Genomic DNA, 24,413 nt, shown 5'->3' with positions numbered 1-24,413 from the left:
GGAGGTACAGTTTAGGGGGACTCGTTGTATAATTGCTCAGAATACCCGTACTAGATCGATTGCGCCTTTCGAAGGGTCGTGAGTGCGGTATCAAGACGGGTTGAAACGGTATTTCAACTGCGAACGTTTTCGGCGGAAACGCTTGATGGGGTGAACGATATGAAGGCAAAAAGCAACGAGCTGACGGTGGACAGCATGACGCAGCGGTACTCGCTGGGCCATAAGGCGCTGTCCGTAGCGCTGTCCGTGGTCTTGATGGGATTCGGCTGGCCGGCGGTTTCGCCGTCGCAGGTGTACGCCGGGGATGGCGAAACCGCCGCCGATGCGGCGGCGCAGGTCGAGAGCGCCTCGTCCGCCGCGGCCACGAGCGCGGCTGACAAGGCCGCCGATACGGCGGCAAGCTCCGCGGCGTCCGCAACAAGCTCCGCGGTGCCTGCGGCAAGCGAGCAGCCTGCTTTCGCGACATCGCAGCAGCAGGCGGCTTCTAGCGCCTCCGAGTCCGCGCAGCCCGCTGCAACGCAGCAGGTCGAAAGCGCGAAGGAGGACGCCGGTACGGCCGACGTCGAGCTGGTGCTGGGCAACGCCTCCATCACGTATATGAACCAGGTCGTCTCCGCGCCTGCGCATAAGGTCACCGTGCCCGTGAAGGACGACTTCAAGTTCACGGTGTCCCTCGATAACGGCTACAACCTCACGAAGGCGGTGCTCAAGGTTTCCGGCAAGGAGAACCCCATCTCACCCGATGACCAGGGCGTATACACCGTCTCCGCCGCCGACGTCGCCGCCGGCGCGACCGTGACGCTTGAGACCGAGGCGGTTTCCAGCGAATCCGGCAAGGATGCCGCCGCCGTCTCCATCGAGGACGACGCCGACGAGGAGGCACAGGCTTCCGTCTCCGGCGCGGGCGCCATCTCCGGCCCCACTTTCGTAGCCCAGGGCAACACCATCACGCTCACCTATAACGGGGATATGAGGATCGACAACTGGTATGGTGGCGATGGTCTTTTCTCCGGATGGGACGTTTCGGCCGACAAGAAGTCCATCACGTTGACCGCAACCAGCAACTGGGCGTTCACCGGGTCCGAGAAGACGACAACCATCTACCTGGGATACATTGACCAGTCCGGCACGTGGCATAACCAAGGTGACGACCGCTTGGCTTTCAACGTGACCGTCAAGAAGCGTGCGTTCACCGTCGTGCAGCCGGAGTCGGTTGCGGAAGGCCAGGATCATTTCTGGATCCCGCAGATCAAAGACAACGAGACGGGGAAGGTGTTCAGCATTTCCGATGCGCCAAGCGGCGCCTTCCTCCCGCTCGAGTACTACCGTGATGGCCAGAGGATTGAAAACGCCAGCCAGTATTGGCATGATGCGAACGAGTTCTCTAAGCCCGGCACCTATACGGTAGTTGTTAAGCCGAATAACGGATGGATTTACGACTTCGAGGGTATGGGTCAAATCGAAATCACCATTCCCACCAAGAAGCCCGACAGCACGGACTTTGAGAAGTGGATCTACGTTGGCGAAAGCGTCGACCTGGAAGGCGACGGAAGCGCGTGGTGGGGCGAGTCGTGGACGGTGCTCAACGGCTCCGAGAACATCGAGCTGTCCGGGTCCAGCAGCGGGTCGCGAACCGCAAAGGGCCTTAAAGTTGGCGATGCGACGGTGCAGCGTGATTACACTTCCGCTTTGGGCTGGCGGTATACCGAAACCTTCACCATCCATGTGATGAAGAAGCCGGCGGCGACGTCGCTGTCCATTTCCGGGCCTGATACGGTCGAGCAATTCAAGAACATCACGCTGACCACGGACTCCGATACGGGCGTCACGTGGACGTCGAGCGATCCCTCGGTCGCCACCATCGATGCCTCCGGCAAGGTGGTTGGCGTCAAGGCGGGCACGGTCACTATCACGGCCACCACGGTCACCGCTGAGGGCAAGGTGCTCACCGCCACCCACGAGGTGACGGTGACGAAGTCGACCGCCTCGGCGACGAGTTGCTATCTGTTCTTCCAGAACAGCCCCACCGCCGACCCGGACAGCAATAAAACTTCGCAATGGTTCCCCTCCGGCGATGTCCTGGGGGTCAAGGTCAATCTTGACGGTTTGAACCTTCCAGGTGGCAAGAACAGCTACGACAATGTAGCGAATCGTGTGATGCAATGGCCTGATGGCAGTACGGGGACAAGCTGGACTCTCGACAAGAACGCGTATAGCCAGTACTGGAACGCTGTTTTCCAGGCATGGAAGGACACGCTTTCCAAGGAGCAGGGTACTCAAATCACGGAAGACGACGTGGAGGAGATCGCCCTTTATCCGTACAAGATCTCGAACAATACGAATGTCGGTTGCGGGTACCACCTGGATTGCAAGGTAGTGGTGAAGTGCAGCAAGGCGATTAACGCGGTGTTTTATCTGCAGGATGCCGATGCGTCCGGCTTCGCTCAGTATGATGCTGCTACGTACAAGCTGGAAAAGGGCATTGCGCAGGTTGCCGCTCCTTCCGTAACCCCCGCCGCGGAAAAGACCGTCAACGGCGTGAAGTACAAGTTCATGGGTTGGTACTCCGACCAGGCTTGCACGCAGGCGGTGTCGTTCCCCATGCGCGCGAGCGAGAACGTGAACTATTACGGCAAGTATGTCGCTTGCGACCAGTCGATCCAGGTCAACTATTATCTCCAGGGGACCACAACTCAGGTTGCGCCGTCACAGACCCTTTCCGGTTATATGAAGGGTCAGACGGTTGTGCAAAGCCCCATTTCCGTTGAGGGCTATACGCCTGTTTCCGGCGAGATAAAATCCGGCGTGGTGGGCACCGATTCTTCCATCGACTTCTACTACACCGCAAATCCGGTGGACTATAGCGTCGAGTACTACTGGACGGGTTCGGACAAACCGCTTTCAAGCGAGAAGCGTTCGGGCCATGTGGGCGACCAGGTCACCGGACTTGAGCCTAAGGCGATCGACGGTTACACACCGGTAAGCGATAACATCAAGGACCTCAAGCTTGGTGTCAAAGAGTCCGATAATGTGGTCAAGTTCTACTACCGCCAGAACGTTTCGCTGACGGCGAATTCCGATACCAAAACCTATAACGGCTCCGAGCAGAGCGTCGAAGGCTACACGACGAACCTTCCCGAGGGCGTGAGCACCAGCTTCGATGGCGTGACGCTCGACGGCGGCAAGGGCACGAACGCCGGGGACTACCCGTATACGTTCGCGGATGGCACCATCGGCAAGGTCAGCTCCGATAATAAGTACATCGTGACCGAGACGACGCCCGGCACCCTGCACATCAGCCCCGTCGACAAAGAGGTCGTTGTGAAGATCGCGGGCAAGACGGGTACCGAGAAATATAACGGCAAGCGGCAGACCGTCTCCGGCTGGGACGTGGCCGAGGCGCCCGACGGCTTCGATCAATCGAAGATCGCCCTTGCAACGGGCGCTACGGCCGAGGCAAGGGGCAAGGATGCCGGCACCTACAATATGGGGCTTACTGCCGCCAGCTTCGTTTCCTCTGACGGCAACTACGCCAAGGTGAGGTTTGAAGTCGTCGACGGCTCGCTTGAGATCACCAAGCGAAAGGTGACCCTGTGGTCCGAGGACGGCCACAAGAACTATGACGGCCGCGCGCTTCAGCGTCAAACCGATATCCGCGTCGACGGGACGAAGGACGTCTACGACAACGATAAGGACACCACCACCCAGAAGACCTTCAAGGGCGATGGCTTTGTCGAAGGCGAGGGCGTGAACAACAAGAACGTCAGATGGTTCGACGAGAACAACATCGCCCCTGGCTGCTATGACAACAAGTTCGAGTGTGAGCCTCTTTCCGGCACCAACTTCGACAACTACGAAATCACGTACAAGTACGGAAAGCTGTACGTGAACAAGCGCGCCGACAATAAGAAGTACGAGGTCACCGTCAAGGGTGCGAGTGGCACGTCCGTCTATGATGGGCAGCCTCATAGCGCAACCGGCTTGGAAACGACTGTCTATGCTAATGAAAAAGGTGTTCAGTTCTCCATCCAGGCCAAGACGTCCGGGGCTGAGAATAAGGTGGACGCCGGTGAATATGAGAACAAGGTTTCCGACGTTGTCATCACCGATCCCCATGGCAACGACGTGACCGATCAGTTCAAGATCACGACTGAGGATGGCAAGCTCATTATCGACAAGCGCTCGGTGACGATCACGGCTGGGTCCGCGGAAAAGGAATATGACGGCAGCGCGCTGACCGCTGATCAGGCTAACCCGAAGTTCACCACTGAGGGCTTCGTTGACGGCCAGGGCATCTCCAACGTTACCGTAGAGGGCTCGCAGACCCAGTGTGGCACTTCCGCCAGCACCATCAAGGACAAAAGCTGGAAGTTCCAAAACGGGACGAACGGAAACAACTACAGCGTCACCGTAAAGCCGGGAACGCTGACGGTGAAGCATCGTTCGGAGGACAAGAAGTATGTCATCACGCTGACGGGTAAGAGCGATGATGCCGCAACCTATGACGGCAATGAGCACGCGGTGTCCGGCGTGGTGCAGGATAAGTGGACCTTCGACGGCGTCGAGTACACTGTTTCGAATTACCATGCAAGCGTTTCGGGCACGGATGCTGGCACCTATAGCAATATCGTCACGAGCGGTGACGGCGGCTATAAGGTGACTGACCCGAACGGCACCGACGTGACGGCGGAGTTCTCCATCAGCGTCGCTCCGGGCACGCTGACCATTAACCCCGCTGAGGCAATCGTGACTGCCGGCTCTGCGAGCAGGGCTTACAACGGGTCCGCGCTGACTGCCGCCGAGGCTAATCCGCAGTTCGCCGAAGAAGGCTTCGTGGGCGAGGATGGTATCGCGTCCGCTAAGGTCGACGGCTCCGTCACCGATGTCGGCGTAACCGAAAGCAGCGTGGTGCAGGACAGCGTCGTGTTCAAGGACGGCACCAAGGCCTCCAACTACGACATCACGTACAAACTCGGCAAGCTTGAGGTGACGCCCAACACCGACGAGGTGGTCGTCACCATCGCCGAGAAGTCCGATACGAAGGAATACGACGGTACCGAGCAGTCCGTCGAGGGCTATTCCTTTGTCGGCATCTCGAATAGGGAATACGCCGCCACGGATATCGAGTTCGTGGGATCTGCCGACGATAAGGTTGCCAAGGGCACCGATGCCGGCGCGTATGGGATGAACCTCAAGTCCGAAGACTTCAGGAACAACAGCGCCAACTTCACCAACGTGAAGTTCGTAATCGTTGACGGCTCGCTCACCATCACGAAGCGCTCCGTCACGCTGGCTTCCGCCACGCCTGCTGAGAAAACCTATGACGGCAACCCGCTTGAGGATCATACCGTCAGCATCACGAGTGGCAGCCTGGCTACCGGGGATACGCTCGTCGCAGACGTCACGGGTTCTCAGACCAATGCCGGCAGCAGCGCTAACGTGTTCACGTACAAGTTGGTGAACGCTGCGGGCGAGGAGCTGGCGAAAGACGCCGAGGGCGCCTACCGCAACTACGACGTCACCAAAGTCGAGGGCGTTCTGAAGGTGAACCCGGTGTCCGATGGGGTTGTCGTGACTATCGCGGGCAAGCATGTCGAGGGCGCTTACAACGGGAAGCCTTTGACGGCTGCCGGTTATGCCTTTGAGTCCACTAACGCGCTGTACACCAGCGAAAAGGTCGCTTTCTCCGGCGAGAGCAGCGTGTCGCGCATCGATGCCGGCACGACCGTCATGGACCTGCAGGGCAAGTTCACGAATGCCGATGCGGTCAACTTCCCCAACGTGCGATTCGAGATTGCGGACGGTTTCGTTGTTGTCTCCAAGGCGGAGGTGAAGCTTCAGTCCGCCGACCTTACGAAGGAGTATGACGGCACGGCTCTGACCAATAAAAACGGCGGCGAGGACCAGACCCCGCTTGAGGTGGAGTCCGGCTGGGCCGAGGGTGAAGGCGCCGCTTACACCTTCACCGGTTCTCAGACGCTGGTGGGCGGTAGCCCCAACGCGTTCAGCTACACGCTGAATGAGAATACGAAGGCGGACAACTATGAGATCAGCGTGATTCCCGGTCAGCTGACGGTGACCAATCGCCAGGCGCAGTACCAGGTCACGGTCGAGGCAAACTCCTCCATTGACAACACGTACGACGGCGCTGAGCACGCGGCAACGGGCTTGAAGGCGTCCGAGTTCACGGTGGAAGGCCAGAAGTACACGGTCGAGGGCCTGAAGACCTCCGACCCGAAGGCCGTTAACGCTGGCGAATATGCGAATACCATCAGCGGCACGCCGGTAGTGAAGGATGCCAATGGCAACGATGTGTCCAGCCAGTTCGCCGTAACGTTGGTTCCGGGCAAGTTGGAGATCGCGAAGCGCTCCGTCACGCTGACCTCGGCAAGCGAGAGCCGGGAGTACAACGGCGAGGCGCTGACCAATGATGGCGTCACCGTTGGCGGTGGCGGCTTCGTTGCGGGCGAGGGCGCAGTCTATAGCGTGACGGGCACCATCACCGACGCCGGCAAGACGACCAACTCGTTCACGTATGCGGCCAATTCGGGCACTAACTTCGACAACTATACTATTACTAAGGCAGAGGGCACCCTTGAGGTGATGCCGGTTGCCGACAAGGTCACCGTCACCATCACGGGCAAGAGCGCCACACTGTCTTACAGCGGCTCTGAGCAGAACGTGACCGGTTACGACTTCGCTACGAGCGATGATCGCTACCGCGAAGCCAACGTCAAGTTCCAGGGCGAAGCCGTTGCCAAGGGCACGAATGCCGGCACCTACAACATGAACCTGGCTTCCGGGCAGTTCTCCAACATCAGCGGCAACTTCACCAACGTTGAGTTCGTGGTCGTCGATGGCTCGCTTAAGATTGAGGGCGGCACGATCGACGCTGACGGCGTTGTCTGGGATGTGCGCGATGTGCAGAAGGTCTACGATGGCACGCCGCTTTCTGCGTATGTCGCAACAGCCACCGATAAGTTCGGCAATCCGCTCAAGGTGGAGTACAGCACCGACGGTGAACAGTGGACGGACGATCCGTCGAAGATCTCGCTGACCCATTTCAGCGCTCACGCTCAGCCGGTGATGCTGCGCGCGACGAGCCCCAACTACGCTGCTGGTCGGTACGCGACAAACGAGGAGTCAATCGCGATTACCAAGCGCCTGGTCACGTTGACTTCCAAGGGCGACAACAAGAAATATGATGGCGAACCGCTTACCAACCATACCGTGATGGTTACTCCGAAGGGCGAGGGGACCGGCTTCATCGACGGCGAGGGCGTGACCATCAACGTCACCGGCTCCCAGACCGATGCCGGCGAAAGCGATAACACCTTCGACTACACCTTCGACGAAGGCACGAACGCCGGCGACTACTGGGTGACGACCAAATTCGGTAAGCTCGTGGTGACCGCCAGCGATTCCGAGGTGGTTGCGACCATCGCCGGCCATAACAAGACCGTCGAATACAACGGTTCTGAGCAGTCCGTCGACGGTTACGACTTCGTCGAGGCTTCAAGCAAGTTGTACGGTGAAAGCGACTTCACCTTCAGCGGAGAGGCCGTTGCCAAGGGCACGGATGTCGGAACCTACAACATGAACCTTGCTTCCGGGCAGTTCGCCAACAAGAGCGGCAACTTCTCGAAGGTCACGTTCGCCGTTAAGGACGGCACGCTGACCATCACGCCGAAGTCCATCGTTCCCGATTCCGAGAACCCGAAGAACACGATGTCCGTCGATTCGCCTGCGAACGTCGTCTACAACGGGCAGGATCAGACGTGGAAGCCCGTGGTCAAGGATGGGGAGCGCACGCTTGAGCCCGGCAAGGATTACACCGTCGAATACAGCACCGCCGACCACACCAACGTCGGCGAGGTCACGGTCACCATCACCGGCGCCGGCAACTATTCCGGTGAGGTCAAGCGCACGTATCAGATCACCAAGCGCCCCGTTGAGCTGAAATCCGAGGGCGGCTCGAAGCCTTACGATGGCACCGCGCTTGTCAAGCCCGAGGTTTCCGGTTGGCAGCAGCAGGGAGATACCGGCTTCGTGGAAGGCGAGGTTTCCAACGTTCGCGCTACGGGTTCTGTGACCACCGTTGCCGAGGGTGAGGTCACCAACTCCATCGCATACGATACAAACGCTGGCTTCAACGCGAGCAACTACGCCATCTCCAAGGACGAGGGCAAGCTGAGCATCACGGCGCTTGCGGCCGAAGATGGCATCGCCATCACGCCGAAAAACGCTACCTATATATATGATGCGTCTTCGCGTGAGGCGGACGCCGCAACGGCTAAGGCTTCCGTCGAGGGAACCGACGTGAACCTTGAGTATCGCGTCAAGGACAGCGCCGATGCCGAGTGGCGCAGCAACCCTTCTGCGATCACGGCGATTAACGCCGGCACCCTGACCATCGAGGTTCGCGCTTCCGCCGCGAACTACAGCGGCTATAAGTATGCAGAGCAGACGCTTATCATTGAGAAGCGCGACGTCGAGCTGACGTCCGCCAGCGCTTCCAAGGTCTACGATGGCACGCCTCTTACGAAGGACTGGATTGACATGGGCCCGAATCGTCCTGACACGGGCTTCATCTGGACCGACCTTGCCGGCGACGGCCAGGTGCACGCGACGGGTTCGCAGACCGAGGTCGGTTACTCCGAGAACTCGATCTCCTACCAGCTCAAGGACGGCGCGGAGAATAACTACAACATCATCGGCAAGCACGTCGGCATCCTTACGGTGACGGCTCAGTCCATCGCGCCTGATCCGCAGAACCCGGATTCCTATAAGGGCGTCGTGATCGACGAGCCGAACGACCATGTCTACGACGGCACGGAGCACAAGTGGGCTCCCGAGGTCACCGACAAGGACGGCAACAAGCTCGTCGAGGGCGACGACTACACGGTGTCCTACGATACCGACGACTTCGTGAACGTGAAGATCGTCAACGTGACGATTGCTGGCATGGGCAACTACACGGGCACGTGCGTGAAGACGTACGAGATCACGAAGGCGCCGCTGACCGTGAACGCTGGCAGCGCTTCCAAGGTCTATGACGGCGAAGCCCTGACCGCGGGCGCGACGATCGAGGGCCTTGTCGGCGACGAGACCGCGACCGCCCAAACCCAGGGTTCCCAGACCGAGGTCGGCTCTTCTGCCAACACGGTGTCGGGCATCACGTGGGATACCGCCAAGGAAGGCAATTACTATATCGCCGCGCAGAACGACGGCACGCTGACCGTTACGCCCAAGGGCATCGCCCAGATGACCGCCGACAGCCTGTCCGACGTTACCTACAACGGCGAAAGCCAGCAGCAGAAGCCGGTCGTGAAGGATGGCGAAAAGGTGCTGGTCGAAGGCGTTGACTACGAGCTGACGTACTCCGAGAACACGACCGATGCGGGCATGGTGACCGTGACCGTTACCGGCCAGGGTAACTACGCCGGCAGCGTCGAGCGCGCGTACCGCATCACGCCCGCGCCGCTTACGGTTGCCACCCCGAGCGCCTCCATGGTCTACAACGGCAACGCCCTGACCGCCGCCGGCTCCATCTCCGGCTTCGTCAACGGCGAGTCCGCGCCCTTCGAGACCACCGGCAGCCAGACCGAGGTCGGCACGAGCGACAACACCTACGCCATCGACTGGGCGGCGGCCGGCGCCACCGCCAAGCAGGCGAACTACACGGTCTCCGAGACCGTCGGCAAGCTGACCGTCACCGAGTCCGCCGACGAGGTGGTCGTGACCACCACGGGCGGCACGTTCACCTACGACGGCGCGTCCCATGGCGCCACCGTGACGGTCAGCGCGCTGCCCGAGGGCTACACGCTCGAGGTCGCCGCGTCCAGCGCGACGGCGACGAACGTCTCCGACGGCGAGGTTGCGGCCACGGCAGACGTGCTCGTCATCAGGAACGCCCAGGGCGAGGACGTCACCGGCAAGCTGAACGTCAAGTTCATCGACGGCGCCATCAAGGTCGAGCCGGCGAAGCTGACGGTCACCACCCCGAGCGTCTCCAAGCCCTACGACGGCCAGGCGCTGACGGCCGAGGGCAAGGTCTCCGGCTTCGTGAACGGCGAGGCGGCCACCCTCAAAACCACCGGCAGCCAGACCACCGTCAGCAAGAGCGAAAACGGCTATGAGCTGGTGTGGGACGACAACGCGAAGGCTGAGAACTACACGGTCGAGGAGAACCTCGGCACGCTCGAGGTCACCAAGAGCATGGTCGGCATCGTGGTGATCCCGCAGGGCGGCACCAAGGTCTACGACGGCACGGCCCTTGAAAGCGCCGGGGTCAACGTGATCGGCGTGCCCGCGGGCTTCACCCTTTCGGCCAAGACCAAGGGCTCCATTACCGATGCCGGGTACGTTACGGCAGAGGTCGATTCCTATATCATCACGAACGCCGCCGGCCAGGACGTCACCGACCAGTTCGGTAACGTGGCAACCGGCAAGGCCTCGCTCGTCGTGACCAAGCGCCCGGTGACGCTTGTCTCCGGCGACGCCTCCAAGGTCTACGACGGCGCCGCGCTTACCGAGCACGAGGTCAGCGTTGCGGATGGTTCGCTTGCCTCCGGCGAGGAGTTCGGCTACGACTTCTTCGGCTTCCAGACCTCCGTGGGCTCCAGCAAGAACACCTTCGCCGCAAAGCCCGGCAACGGCGCCACGAAGGTGGAGAACTACGACATCACCTATAGGTACGGCACGCTGACGGTGAGCGCGCAGTCCATCAACCCGGACGACCCGATCCCGGGCGCGTATGTCGGGGTGAGGATCAACGCCCCGAGCGACGCCGTCTACGACGCGCGCGAGCATAAGTGGATTCCCGTGGTCACCGGCAAGGACGGCAATGCGCTCGTCGAGGGCCGCGATTACACGGTGACCTACAGCACCGACGACTTCACCAACGTGACGGGCACCATCAAGGTGACCATTGCGGGCATCGGCGACTACACCGGCTCCGTTACCAGGGAGTACCAGATCACGCCCGCTTCCGTGAAGCTTGCGTCCAACACGCGCGAGTTCGTGTACAACGGCGCGTACCAGTCCGACGACGCGGTGACGGTCCAGGGCGCCGAGGCCCTGTTCCTCAGCCAGGTCGATGACCTGAAGGCGGTCGGCAAGGTCATGACGGTGGCCGAGGGCAAAGTGCCCAACACCATCGCCTTCACCTGGAAGGAAGGCTTCAAGGCGAGCAACTTCGCCATCGAGAAGGCCGAGGGCGAGCTGTCCGTCGTCGCGAAGGGCATCGTCTCCTCCGCCGACATGACGGTTTCCAGCCCGAGCGACTTGGTCTACGACGGTAATGAGCACAAGTGGGCACCCGAGGTGAAGGACGGGGAGAAGGTCCTGACGGAGGGCGTCGACTACGCGGTGTCCTATGGCGCCGACGACTTCACCAACGTGGCGGGCGCCATCACGGTGACCGTTACCGGCCAGGGTAACTACGCCGGCAGCGTCGAGCGCGCGTACCGCATCACGCCCGCGCCGCTTACGGTTGCCACCCCGAGCGCCTCCATGGTCTACAACGGCAACGCCCTGACCGCCGCCGGCTCCATCTCCGGCTTCGTCAACGGCGAGTCCGCGCCCTTCGAGACCACCGGCAGCCAGACCGAGGTCGGCACGAGCGACAACACCTACGCCATCGACTGGGCGGCGGCCGGCGCCACCGCCAAGCAGGCGAACTACACGGTCTCCGAGACCGTCGGCAAGCTGACCGTCACCGAGTTCGCCGGCCGCGTGGTCGCGACGCCCGGCAGCTATTCCGGCGTCTACGACGGCCGGGCTCACGGCGTCGACGTGACGGTGTCCGGCCTGCCCGAGGGCTATTCGGTGAAGGCCGCGCGCTCCAACGCCACGGTCACCGACGCGACCGACGAGGCGGGCGTGACCGCCTCGGTCGACGAGCTGGTCATCGTCAACGCCCAGGGCGAGGACGTCACCGGCAAGCTGGATATCGAGAAGCAGACCGGCGTCATCAAGATCGCGCCCGCCGAGTACTATGTCGTGACCGAAGGGGCCTTCAAGGTCTACGACGGCACCGCGCTGACGGCGCCCGGCAAGATCGTCGGCCTGGTCAACGGCGAGGAGGCGTCGCTTTCCGTGACCGGCAGCCAGACCAACGCGGGCTCCAGCGCGAACGCATACGCCATCGCGTTCGATAAGTCCGCGAAGGAAGGGAACTACGTCCACGGCGCCGATACCATCGGGTCGCTGGAAGTGACCCCCGCCAAGGCGGAGGGGAGGATCTCGCTGACCGGCAGCTCCGCCTCCAAGGTCTACGACGGCAAGCCGCTTGCGGCGAAGGCCGCTTCCGCGGCGGTCCCGACGCAGGATGCGGTGACCATCGAGTACAGCCTTGACGGCCAGAACTGGACGACCGACCCCGGCTCGCTCGCGGCGACCGACGTGGCAGATTCCGCAACGGTCCAGCTCCGTGCGTCCAGCCTGGGCAACTACGAGGGCTACGTGTACGGCTCGCAGCAGCTGTCCGTCACCAAGCGCGCGGTCAACCTGAAGAGCGACAGCGCTTCGAAGGTGTTCGACGGCAACGCGCTCACCAGGCCCGAGGTGGCCGGCTGGAAGCAGCTCGGCGACGAGGGCTTCGTCGACGGCCAGGTCTCCGACGTGCGCGCCACGGGCAGCGCCACCCACGTCTCCGACGGCAAGGTGGCGAACGCGATCGCCTACACCGAGGGCGAGGGCTTCAGCGCTGACAACTACGCCATCTCCAAGGACGAGGGCGTGCTGAGCGTCACGGCCAAGCAGATCGCCGCGGCCGATATGACCGTCCAGGCTCCGGCCGACGTCGTGTACAGCGGCAAGGCCCAGCAGCAGAAGCCGGTCGTGAAGGACGGCGATAAGGTGCTGGTCGAGGGCGTCGACTACGAGCTGACCTACTCCGGGAACGTGACCGACGCGGGCACCGTCACGGTGACCGTGACCGGCAAGGGCGACTACGCCGGCAGCGTCGACGTGGCATACCAGATCGCGCCCGCGCCGCTGACGGTGGCAACCGAGAGCGCCAACAAGGTGTACGACGGCAAGCCCCTGACCGCCGGCGGCAAGGTCGACGGCCTGGTCAACGGCGAGACCGTCGCGTTCAAGCTGGTCGGCAGCCAGACCAAGGTCGGTTCGAGCGACAACGCGTACAGGATCGAGTGGAGCGGCACGGCGAAGCGGGTGAACTACAGGCTTGAGGCCGAGACCATCGGCAAGCTGACCGTCACCGAGTCCGCCGACGAGGTGGTCGTGACCACGACGGGCGGAACCTTCACCTATGACGGCACGTCCCACGGCGCCACTGTCAAGGTGGCCAACCTGCCCGAGGGCTACTCGCTTGAGACCGCCGAGTCCGCGGCAAGCGCGAAGGATGTCTCCGACGGCGAGGTTGCGGCCACGGCAGACGTGCTCGTCATCAAGAACGCCGAGGGCGAGGACGTCACCTCGAAGCTGAACGTCAAGTTCGTCGACGGCACCATCAAGATTGAGCCGGCGAAGCTGACGGTGACCACTCCGAGCGTCTCCAAGCTCTACGACGGAGAAGCGCTGACGGCCGAGGGCAGGGTGTCCGGCTTCGTGAACGGCGAGGCAGCAACCTTCAAGACCACCGGCAGCCAGACCGAGGTCGGCTCGAGCGCGAACGGCTATGAGCTGGTTTGGGACGGTAGCGCGAAGGCGGCGAACTACACGGTCGAGGAGGAGCTCGGCACGTTGGCGGTGTCGGCGCAGTCCATCAACCCCGACGACGCCGGCGCGTTCGGCGGCGTGACGGTCGGCTATCTGGCCGACACGGTGTACAACGGCGCCGAGCAGCGCTTCGAGCCTGAAGTGGTCGATAAGGACGGCAAGGCGCTGGCGAAGGGCCGCGATTACGAGCTTTCCTTCTCCGGCGACGCGAAGAACGTTGGCGAGGTGACCGTGACCGTCATCGGCAAGGGCAACTACGCCGGCAGCGTCGAGCGCACATACCACATCACGCCCGCGCCGCTGACGGTGACCACGGGCAGCGACTCGAAGATCTACGACGGCAGCGAGCTTGTGAACGGCGAGCTGTCGATTGAGGGCCTGCAGGGCGAAGATTGCGTCACGGCGGCCACCACCGGCAGCCAGACCGAGGTGGGCAGCTCGGAGAACACCTATCGCATCACGTGGGGCGATGTCGATGCGGCCAACTACGTCATCGACGAGCATTTGGGCACGTTGGCGGTCACGCCGGCCCCGGAGCCTCCGACCCCGGAGCCCACGCCGACCCCGACGCCGGATCCCGCTCCGACGCCCACGCCGAACCCGGATGGCGGCACCACGCCTGGCACGACGCCGGACGGTGGCACGACGCCCGGTTCGACCCCGAACCCGGGCAACGGCTCGACGCCGGATGGCATGACGCCCGTGCCTGCGCCTAGCTCGTCGGCTTCGACCCCGGCGCCTGCGGCTGCCGGCCCGCTCGATGCGTTGGCAGACGTGCTCGAGGGCGCGTACGAGTCGGTGACGGGCAGCCCCGAGGCCGATAACCCGGTCGAGGAGGAGCGGATCTACGAAGCCGAGAACCCGTTGGGCAGGGAGTCGGTCGAGGATCATTGCTGGGTGCACTGGTACATGATCGTCGGCATGGCGCTGACGGCCATTTATGGTCTTGCGGCGGCGCTTCGCCGTAAGAACCACGAGCGCAAGCTGCGCAACGACATGAACGACGTCTTGGGCGATGGCGACGGCAAGGACTCCTCGGGGTCTCCCGCCGCCAAGCCCGCCGGAATGGAGGCTTAGGGCCATGAGGAAAAGCAACTACCTGGTGCTGGGCGCGGCGGCCGTCGTCGCGGCGATGTTGCTGGTGCTGTGGTACCACCTGGGCTTCAACCACATCGATAGCCCGCTCGACCTGACGTTGGCTCTGGTGTGGTGGGTCGGCATCGTGGTCATCGCCGCGATCGTCGTCCGCGTCGAGGAGCGTCGTCGCCGTCAGATCCGCACGCTGTACGTGTCCCCGAAGTCGCTGTACAGCAGTGAGCTGGGCATGGTGGGCATCGGGGAAGTCGGCGCGGTCGAGGCCATGCGCGGCATGCTCGGCCAGCTGAAGTACGGCTTCGATTCGAAGGGCCTGCCTGACCGCAAGAAGTTCGACTACTGCTTCGTCGTGCGAACCGACGAGTTCAAGGAGCACGACTGGGAGGGCGGCAAGCCCGCCGATGACGCGGCGGCAAGCTCGGCGGCCCAGCGCAAGGACCCCACGTGGAAGGGCACGGTCATCAAGATCGACCGTCAAAACGGGAACACCGAAACCCCCTTCGACGGCATCGATCAGCTGAAGGCGGCATTGGCGTAGTCGGTCGGCCGCGCGGCTTCGCCAGCCGCCCCCGGCATCAAACGAGGGCGGCAGCAGGGAAAACCCAAACGGGCCCGGGATCTCTCCCGGGCCCGTCCCGTATCTGAACAGGTTCCAGGAACCTGTTCAGATACAGGAACCTGTTCAGATACGCGTGGCATCGAGCGAACACCCTCCTGGAACCTGTTCAGGCTCCTGTGGACGCTGGGCGAACACCCTCCTGGAACCTGTTCGACCGATCACCAGCGGGCAGGCGCTGCAAGCTGTAAGGCGACGCCGCCCGAGAGGGCAAAAGTCGAGAAAGTTAACCACCGTTCACGGATTCTTCACGTTCGCTTGACGCGTTCTGTAAACTGGGAACCTGACACACGGAGCGCATGCGACGCATGCGCAGGCAAGGGCATCTTTCGATCGCAAGGCAAGGTTCATGGAAGACATCACGCATCTTATCGGGCACGTCCTCGAGCACTCCATCGAGGACACGCTGTACCTTATCCCGTTTCTGTTCGTCACTTATTTGGCAATGGAATGGCTCGAGCACAAGGCGGGCGACAAGGCCGAGGAAGCCGTGCGGCGCGCGGGCGCGGCGGGGCCGGTGGTCGGCGCGCTCGTGGGCATCGTCCCGCAATGCGGCTTCTCGGCGGCGGCTGCAACGCTGTGGGCTGGCCGTGTCATCACGTTGGGCACGCTGTTCGCGGTGTTTTTGTCCACGTCCGACGAGATGCTGCCCATCTTCCTGGCCGAGCAGGTGGCGCCGATGACCATCCTGAAGATCATGGGCGTGAAGCTGATAATCGGCATGGTCATGGGCTTCGTGGTGGACGCGGCCATCCGCCTGGCGCGCCGCGACCGCGAGAAGCTGCGCATCCACGAGTTGTGCGAGCGCGACCGTTGCCACTGCAACGGCGATTGCGATGCCTGCGAGCAGCAGCCGGAGCTGGCGTACGATTACGAGCACGATGAGGAACACGAGCACCACCACGAGGGCGGTTCCATCCTGCGCAGCGCCCTCAAGCACACGGTGCAGGTCACGGTGTTCATCTTCGTCATCACGCTCGTGCTCGACGGCGCGCTGGAGCTGGTCGGCGAAGATGCGCTCGGCGCGTTTTTGGGCAGCAACCCGGTGCTGTCGGTGCTGGGCAGCGCGCTGGTGGGCCTCATCCCGAACTGCGCGGCAAGCGTGGTGATCGCGCAGCTCTACGTCGAGGGGGCGCTCGGCGCGGGCGCCATGATGGCGGGCCTTCTGGTGTCGGCCGGCGTGGGCCTGCTGGTGCTGTTCCGCACGAACCGCCGCCTTCGCCAGAACCTCATCGTCCTGGCGGGCCTGTGGGCCACCGGCGTGTTCTGGGGTCTCATCATCTCCGCCTTCGGCATCGTGTTCTAGGGGCCGAAGCGGCGGCGCCATCGCCGCCATGCAGTCGTTCGCGCCCGACCGCGACACGTTCGTCGCAGCAGAGTAGCGCTTCGGCACCTAATCCGCTCAAAAGAAGGAAGCGCCCGGCGCCCCTCGATGAATCGCCAACCCATTCAAGAGGCAGGGGCGGTCCAAACAGGGGGACACCGGGCGTTTTCGCGTTCAGCGCCTGTCGCTTGCGAGCTCGTCGTCTTCACGGCCGCAGGCGCTTCGCTTTTGCGTTCGCAACCGCTTCGCCTTATGGCCTGCGGCCCGTGCCTGCTAGCGCCTGTTGAAGGGGCGCATGGTCACGGGGATGCCGTTCTCGCAGATCAGCTTCGGCTCGCCTTGGATGAGCGGGCGGAAGTAATCCAGTGCCTCGTCGGAGACGCCCTGGTAGTTCGGTAAGATCCATTCGCTGGGGAAGGGGCGCACGAAGTTGGCCAGATCGGAGGCGGGGCAGGCGAAGAACTCGGTGTTGTAGCCGCCGTCGACGCCCTGGCCGCGGCGGATGCCCACCACCTGCCCGGTGAACTCGGGCTTTGCGCTGCGCATGTGCGCGGAAACGCCCAGGTCGTAGGACTCCTCAAGGTCCACCAAGCTCATGGCGAAGTTGCTCGAGCGCGCCACGCGCGACAGGTCCTGCACCACGCAGCGCGGCACGATGCCGGCTTCCACGATCATGGACTTCAGCCGCCCGGCGGCGCCGCCTAGCATGGCGTGGCCCAGCCCGTCGGCGGCCTTGCCGTTGGCCGACAGGTACGTGCCGTCGTACCAGCGCGCGCCTTCCGACACCACCACGTAGCAGCTGCCCTGCTGCTCCATCTTCGCGCGCACCTGCTCCAAGAAGATGCTGCGGCGGAAATCCACCTCAGGCAGCACGAGCAGGTCGACGTCGCCGGTCAGGCACGTGCTTGCCGCAAGCCAACCCGCGTCGCGGCCCATGGTCTCCAGCACGAACACCTCGGGGCGCGTGTAGGCGTCGTAATCCATGCGCGTGGCGTGCGTTATCTCGCACGCCACCTTCGCGGCGCTGGCGAAGCCGGGGCAGTGGTCCATAAGCCCCAGGTCGTTGTCGACGGTCTTCGGGATGCCGATGAAGCGCTTGTCCAGGTTGCGCTCGGCAGCCCAGGCGGTCATGGCGGCCACCGTGGACATGGAGCCGTTGCCGCCGATGTAGAACATGGTGGAGATGTCGTTCTCGTCCATGACGTCGATGAGGCGCTGGAAATCGGCTTCTTCGGAGAACTTGTAGCGGCACGTGCCCAGCGCGCACGAGGGCGTTTGCTTGAGCACTTCGATCTCGTGGCCGCTCAGGTCGGTCAGGTCGAACAGATTGCCCGCCAACGTGCCCTCGATGCCGTGAAGGCCTCCGAGGACGCGGTCGTAAAGCGGGTTGAGCTGGTTTGCGCGGATGACGCCGGCAAGGCTGGCGTTGATGACGGCGGTAGGGCCGCCCGATTGGGCGACAAGGCAGTTGGCCATGCGATGCTCCTGCACGTTGTTCAGGGTAGGAAGGCCCCATTATCGCACGCTCGCGCCAGGCTGCGGGCTAAGGGCGAAAGGCTGCAAAAAAGCTGCGAACGGGGCGGCTGCGGGCATGGTGGCAGGATCGGCGGGACGTGGCTGCGGACATGGCAGCCGGGGTGGCGGGACATGGCGGCCGGGGTGGCGGGGGCGCGGCGGCCGAGACAGCGTCGCGTGGCTGCGGGCATGGCGGCAGCGGCGGTGTCGTGCGGCTGCGCCCCCTGCCGCGCGCCTCCGCAGCACATCAGGGCGCCTCTCTCGAACCGCTCGCCACGTTGCCCGCCGACCGCGGCACTTCCCGGCGGCGGTGCCACGCACTTGTGCGACAATAGAGGCGAACTATAGGAAAGCACTGCAATAAGTAGGTACCCACCATGTCTGCCAGATTCAACATCAAGGCGGCAGAGCCCGAGGCGGTCGCATGCCTGCAGCGCGAGCTGCACATGCCGCACTTCATCGCGGCAACGCTCGTCTCGCGCGGCATCGACACCCCGGAAGCCGCGAACCGTTTCCTCACGCCGTCGCTGGACCGTGACTGGCGCGACCCCTACACCATCCCCGGGCTGTCCGAGGCGGCCGATGCGCTGGAGGCGGCCATCCGCCGCGGCGACCACATCCTCGTGTTCGGCGATTTCGACCTGGACGGCATCTCCGCCACCACCGTCATGACGCGCGGCCTGCGCGAGTTCGGCGCGCACGTCACGCCCTTCATCCCGCGCCGCTTCGAGGAGGGCTACGCCATCACCCCGGCGGCCATCGAGCGCCTGTCGCAGGTCAAGCCCGATTTCCTGGTCACCGTCGACTGCGGCATCGCCTGCAAGGCCGAGGTGCGCCTGCTGCAGGAGCGCGGCATCGAAGTGGCCGTCACCGACCACCACGAGCCTTCCGACCTGGTGCCCGAGGGCGTGCCCGTGGCCGACCCGAAGCGCGACCCCTCCTGCCCCAGCGCCATCCTGGCCGGCGTGGGCGTGGCGCTCAAGATGGTGCAGGCGCTGGGCGGCCGCTTCGGCAAGCCGCATCTGTGGCGCCAGTACACCGACTTCGCCACGCTCGGCACCATCGCCGACCTCATGCCCATGCGCGACGAGAACCGCGCCCTGGTGGCCGACGGCCTGCGCCGCATTAACCAGGCCCCGCGCCCGTGCATCGCCGCGCTGCTGGACACCTCCGGCGCCTCCGGCAAGCAGGTCACCGCCACCAACCTCAGCTTCTCCATCATCCCGCGCCTGAACGCCGCCGGCCGCATGGGCGACGCGCAGCTGGCGCTCGACCTTCTGCTCACCGACGACTTCGAGCAGGCCAACCAGCAGGCGCAGCGCCTTGAGGGCGTCAACGACCAGCGCCGCGCCATCGAGGCCGAGCTCTCCGAGATCGCCAAGGCCCAGGCCGCCGAAACCTACAAGGGCCAGCGCGCCCTGGTGGTGGCCGGCGAAGGGTGGCACGAGGGCGTGAAGGGCATCGTTGCCAGCCGCCTGGTGAACACCTACGGCGTGCCCTGCCTGCTGTTCACCATCGACGGCGACGAGGCGCGCGGCAGCGGCCGCAGCGTGGGCCAGGTCAACCTGTTCAAGGCCGTGGAAAGCTGCTCCGATTTGCTGCTGCGCTTCGGCGGGCACGAGGCCGCCGTGGGCGTGACGCTTCCCACCGAAAAGCTCCCCGAGTTCGAGCGCCGCCTGTGCGAGTACATGGACGCGCTGCCCGAGGGCGCGTTCCATCCGCTTATCACCATCGACGCCTGCGTGAACCTCGACGAGCTCACGCTGCGCAACGTGGCGCAGCTCGACGCGCTTGCCCCGTTCGGTCAGGAGCATCCCGTGCCCGTGTACCTGGCGCGCGACGTCACGCTGCTGCACAGCCGCGCGGTGGGCGCCGAGCGCAACCACTTCTCGTGCTCGCTTTCCAACGGGCGCACCACGGTTGCCGGCATCATGTTCCACTGCAACGACATCGAGGCGCTCATGAAGACCGACAGCGTGGTCAACGCCGCCTTCGAGGTGCAGATCGACGAATGGAAGAACCGCCGCAGCGTGAAGGCCATGCTCAAGTCGCTGTCGCCGGCGCGCACGTGCGCCGCGCTTGAGGCGTGCCTGAACCCGGAGAACCTCAGCTTCGTGAGCGACCTGTACGCCACGCGCGACGAGGAGCTGTGCGCCGACGCGCCCCACGACCCCGAGGCCATCGAGGAATACGAGAACGAGCTTGAGGTCAACCGCGCCCACTGGGAGGCCATGGCGCGGCAGGACCCGCAGCGCCTGCGCGAGCATATCGTGCGCGCCATCATCGGCGACGGCCAGCTTCATCAGGCCCAACGCGACATCTTGGATAACCTTGCGCAAGGCAAGTCGGTGCTCGGCGTCATGGTCACGGGCCGCGGCAAGTCGCTCACCTTCCAGGTGCACGCCACGCTGCGCGCGCTGGCGGCTCGCGAGGCCAGCCTGTTCGTGTACCCGCTGCGCGCCCTCATCGCCGACCAGGCGTTCCACCTGCGCGAGGCCCTGGCGCCCTTCGGCATCACCGTGGTCACGCTCACCGGCGAGTCCACGGTCGACGAGCGCCGCCAGGCGTTCGCGGGCCTGGCCGACGGCAGCGTGGACATCGCGCTGACCACGCCCGAGTTCCTGGCATGGCACGCCGATTCGTTCGCCTACACCGGGCGCGTGAAGTTCGTGGTGGTCGACGAGGCGCACCATGTGGGCCTGGCGCGCGCCGGCCAGCGCGAGGCGTATGCCACCATCGGCTCCGCGGTGCGCAGGCTGGGCAACCCCACGGTGCTCGCGCTCACCGCCACGGCCGACGACGAATGTGCGCAGGCCGTGCGCCGCGAGCTGCCCATCGACGCGTGCGTGTTCGACGCCTCCGATCGCCCGAACCTGCGCCTGGACGACCGCCGCAACGTGCCCAGCCGCGACAACTACCTGGCCAACCTGGTGGCTACCGGCGAGAAGACGGTGGTGTTTGTGAACTCCCGCGAGCAGTCCGTGGCCGTCGCCCGCGCGCTGCGCAAGCATGCGCCGCAGGTGGCGCCGCTCATCGGCTTCTACAACGCGGGCCTGTCGCGCAGCGAGCGCAAGCGCATCGAGCAGCTGTTCCGCACCGATGCGCTTCTGGTGCTCATCGCCACCAGCGCGTTCGGCGAGGGCGTGGATATCCCGAACATCCGCCACGTGGTGCTGTACCACATGCCCTTCAACGAGATAGAATTCAACCAGATGTCGGGCCGCGCCGGACGCGACGGCAAGCCCGCCTGCGTGCACCTGCTGTTCAGCCGCAACGACTGCGCCCTCAACGAGCGCATCCTGGCGGACATGACGCCATGTCATGACAGCTTGGCGCAGGTCTACCGCAAGCTGCGCGCCATGCAGCGCGCATCCGACACGCTGTTCTTCACCACCAGCGACGCCGAGCTGGCCAAGAACGTGTCCACCGATATCTTCCCGGTGAACACGGCATCGGTCACGTGCGCCGTGGCGGTGTTCCGCGAGCTGGGGCTTATCGAGGCGCACGCCATGTTCGGCCCCGACGGGCTGGTGCGCTCCATCCACGTGAAGGACACGCAGGACAAGGTGCAGCTCACCGACAGCGTGCGCTATCGCGAGGGGATGGACGAGCGCGAGATCTTCCACGCGTTCCGCGATTGGGTCATGCGCAGCAACGCCGCCGACCTGCAGAAACGCGTGTCCCATCCCATCCTGCCCACCACCGCCGTTGCAAAGGAGGCTGGAAATGAACAAGTCGAATAGCCGATCGGACCAGAACCTGTTGGGGGCGCAGCCCGACGTAGTCCGGCAAACCGTCGACGATAGCCTGCTGGGCCGCCCGCACGTGGCGGAGAAGGCGTTTTCCACCGAGGCCACGAAGGTGATGCCCAAGGGCGAGAAAACCCCCGATGAGCGCTTCGCCGACCTGCAGGACATGACGCGCGGCTACCTGACCGACGAGGAGGAGGCCAAGCTCGAGAAGGCCTTCCGCTTCGCCGCCAACGCGCACGAGGGCGCGTGCCGCAAGTCGGGCGAGCCGTTCATCGCGCACCCGGTGGAGGTGGCCATCATCTTGGCCGACCTGCGCATGGACGTGGAAACGCTGTGCGCGGCGCTTCTGCACGACACGGTGGAGGATACCGACGTGACCAGCCAGCTGGTCGATCAGGAGTTCGGCCCGCACGTGGCGCAGCTGGTCGACGGCGTCACCAAGATCACGCGCATCGAGGTGGAAACCCTTACCGACGAGCAGGCGGCAACCATCCGCAAGATGTTCGTGGCCATGAGCAAGGACATTCGCGTCATCGTCATCAAGCTGGCCGACCGCCTGCACAACATGCGCACCTTGGCGGCGCTCAAGGAGGACCGCCGCATCTTCAAGTCGCGCGAGACGCTTGAGATCTACGCGCCCATCGCGCACCGCCTGGGCATCAACTCCATCAAGTGGGAGCTCGAGGACTTGAGCTTCTACTACCTGGAACCCAACAAGTTCAAGCAGGTCTCGCGCATGGTCACCGAAAGCCGCTCCGAGCGCGAGGAGTACCTTGACCAGGTCATCTCCGTGCTGCGCGGCGAAATGGACAAGGTGAGCATCCAGGCGCAAATCATGGGCCGCCCCAAGCACCTGTACAGCATCTATCAGAAGATGGCGAAGAAGGGCAAGGGCTTCTCCGAGATCTACGACCTGATCGCCGTGCGCATCATCGTGAAGACGGTGAAGGACTGCTACTCGGCGCTGGGCGCGGTGCACACGCTGTGGCACCCCATGCCCGGGCGGTTCAAAGACTACATCGCCATGCCGAAGTTCAACATGTACCAAAGCCTGCACACCACGGTCATCGGCCCCGCCGGCCGCCCGCTGGAGGTGCAGATCCGCACCGAGGAGATGCACCGCCAAAGCGAGTACGGCGTTGCGGCGCACTGGCGCTATAAGGAGAAGGGCGGCCGCGGCGGCAACGACTCCATGGACAAGCAGCTGGCCTGGCTGCGCGAGATGGTGGACTGGCAGGACGAGACGCACGATTCGCGCGAGTTCCTGAAGGACCTGAAGGTGGACCTGGCGCCTACCGAGGTGTTCGTGTTCACGCCGAAGGGCGAGGCCATGAGCCTGCGCGCCGGCTCCACGCCCGTGGACTTCGCCTACGCCATCCACACCGAGGTGGGCAACCATTGCGTGGGCGCGAAGGTCAACGGCGCCATCGTGCCGCTGGCCTACGAGCTGCAGCTGGGCGACCGCGTGGAGATCCTCACGCAGAAGTCGGCAAGCCCCAGCCGCGACTGGCTCAACATCGTGAAAACCCCCAGCGCGCGCAACAAGATCCGCGCGTACTTCAGCAAGGTCACCCGCGCAGACGACCTGCTCAGCGGCCGCGACAAGCTGGCGCGCGAGATGCGCAAGCACGGCCTGGGCATCTCCAACACCCGTTCCGAGCGCGCGCTGCGCACCGTTGCCGAGCACATGGGTTACAAGGACGCCGACGACATGTTCGTCAGCATCGGCACCAGCAAGGAGAGCGTGCAAAGCGTGGCGAACCGCCTGCTCGCCGAGCTGGGTCGCAAGGGCGACCAGCAGCCCGACCCGCTGAACCTGGGCACGGCGGCCATGACCACCGGCAAGCTGCCGCCTATGCTCACGCTGGTGAACAAGCCGAAGAAGCACGAGACAAAAAGCTCCAACGGCGTGGTGGTGGAAGGCGTGGAAGGCGCGCTCGTGCGCCTGTCGCGCTGCTGCAACCCCGTGCCGGGCGACGACATCATCGGCTTCGTCACGCGCGGCCGCGGCGTGTCGGTGCACCGCCGCGACTGCCCGAACGCCAAGGAGCTCATGGCCCAGCCCGAGCGCATCATGAAGGTGCGATGGGAAAGCGACCTGCCGAAGAACACATCGTTTAAGGTGGAGGTCTACATCGAGGCGCTCGACCGTTTGCAGCTGCTTTCCGATGTCGTGCTCGTGCTGTCCGGCATGGGCGCCAACGTCCTGTCGTCGAATACGGTGTCGCATCGCGACGGCATGGCCGAGATGCGCTTTTTGTTCCAGGTCAGCGACATCACGCACATCGACATCATCCTCAGCAAGCTCAAGGCGCTCGAGGGCGTGTTCGATGCCCGCCGCATGGTGCCGAAGGTAGGCGGAGGAAAGGATTCCGCCCTCTTGTAGGGGATGGGCTGCAAGGATGAAGATACTGATTTAGGAGGA

At 63.9% G+C, this 24,413-nt stretch carries 6 protein-coding genes; 5 read left to right on the top strand and 1 reads right to left on the bottom strand.

The genetic code is table 11. From position 1 onward, the window contains the following. The first annotated feature begins 159 nt into the window (after window positions 1-159). The 3 genes from Q0H50_RS00095 (at window position 160) to Q0H50_RS00085 (ending at window position 16,703) form a co-directional block, all read left to right on the top strand. Window positions 160-14,763, top strand: a complete 14,604-nt coding sequence (locus Q0H50_RS00095) for an Ig-like domain-containing protein (RefSeq protein WP_294418104.1) — start codon at window positions 160-162, stop codon at window positions 14,761-14,763. 4 nt (window positions 14,764-14,767) lie between these two features. After that, the gene (locus Q0H50_RS00090) at window positions 14,768-15,319 is read left to right on the top strand and encodes a hypothetical protein (RefSeq protein WP_294418103.1); all 552 of its coding nucleotides are present in this window, start codon (window positions 14,768-14,770) and stop codon (window positions 15,317-15,319) included. Between the two features lie 427 nt (window positions 15,320-15,746). Beyond that, entirely contained in the window at window positions 15,747-16,703 is a 957-nt protein-coding gene (locus Q0H50_RS00085) for a putative manganese transporter (RefSeq protein WP_294418102.1), read from the top strand. A gap of 291 nt (window positions 16,704-16,994) precedes the next feature. On the opposite strand, the gene Q0H50_RS00080 is transcribed toward Q0H50_RS00085, so the two are convergent. Further along, window positions 16,995-18,197, bottom strand: a complete 1,203-nt coding sequence (locus tag Q0H50_RS00080; RefSeq protein WP_294399149.1) for a diphosphate--fructose-6-phosphate 1-phosphotransferase — start codon at window positions 18,195-18,197, stop codon at window positions 16,995-16,997. Window positions 18,198-18,613: 416 nt separating this feature from the next. Here Q0H50_RS00080 and recJ point away from each other — a divergent pair, with 416 nt between their 5' ends. Together recJ and Q0H50_RS00070 are read left to right on the top strand one after the other, a co-directional pair. Further along, window positions 18,614-21,979, top strand: a complete 3,366-nt coding sequence (gene recJ / locus Q0H50_RS00075) for a single-stranded-DNA-specific exonuclease RecJ (protein ID WP_294418100.1) — start codon at window positions 18,614-18,616, stop codon at window positions 21,977-21,979. Next, a complete protein-coding gene (locus Q0H50_RS00070) occupies window positions 21,963-24,374 on the top strand; it encodes a bifunctional (p)ppGpp synthetase/guanosine-3',5'-bis(diphosphate) 3'-pyrophosphohydrolase (protein WP_294418099.1) in 2,412 nt (803 codons plus the stop codon). The genes recJ and Q0H50_RS00070 overlap by 17 nt, the downstream gene beginning before the upstream one ends. The last annotated feature ends 39 nt before the right edge of the window (window positions 24,375-24,413 follow it).

Origin of the sequence: uncultured Senegalimassilia sp. (assembly GCF_934632265.1) — a bacterium.
Lineage (GTDB): Bacteria > Actinomycetota > Coriobacteriia > Coriobacteriales > Eggerthellaceae > Senegalimassilia.
The sequence above is the reverse complement of the archived record's forward strand: the minus strand, read 5'-3'. Positions and strand labels throughout refer to the sequence as shown.

Coding starts and splice junctions, on each gene's coding strand:
- Q0H50_RS00095 (WP_294418104.1), top strand. CDS start 160: ATGAAGGCAAAAAGCAACGAGCTGACGGTGGACAGCATGACGCAGCGG.
- Q0H50_RS00090 (WP_294418103.1), top strand. CDS start 14,768: ATGAGGAAAAGCAACTACCTGGTGCTGGGCGCGGCGGCCGTCGTCGCG.
- Q0H50_RS00085 (WP_294418102.1), top strand. CDS start 15,747: ATGGAAGACATCACGCATCTTATCGGGCACGTCCTCGAGCACTCCATC.
- Q0H50_RS00080 (WP_294399149.1), bottom strand. CDS start 18,197: ATGGCCAACTGCCTTGTCGCCCAATCGGGCGGCCCTACCGCCGTCATC.
- recJ (WP_294418100.1), top strand. CDS start 18,614: ATGTCTGCCAGATTCAACATCAAGGCGGCAGAGCCCGAGGCGGTCGCA.
- Q0H50_RS00070 (WP_294418099.1), top strand. CDS start 21,963: ATGAACAAGTCGAATAGCCGATCGGACCAGAACCTGTTGGGGGCGCAG.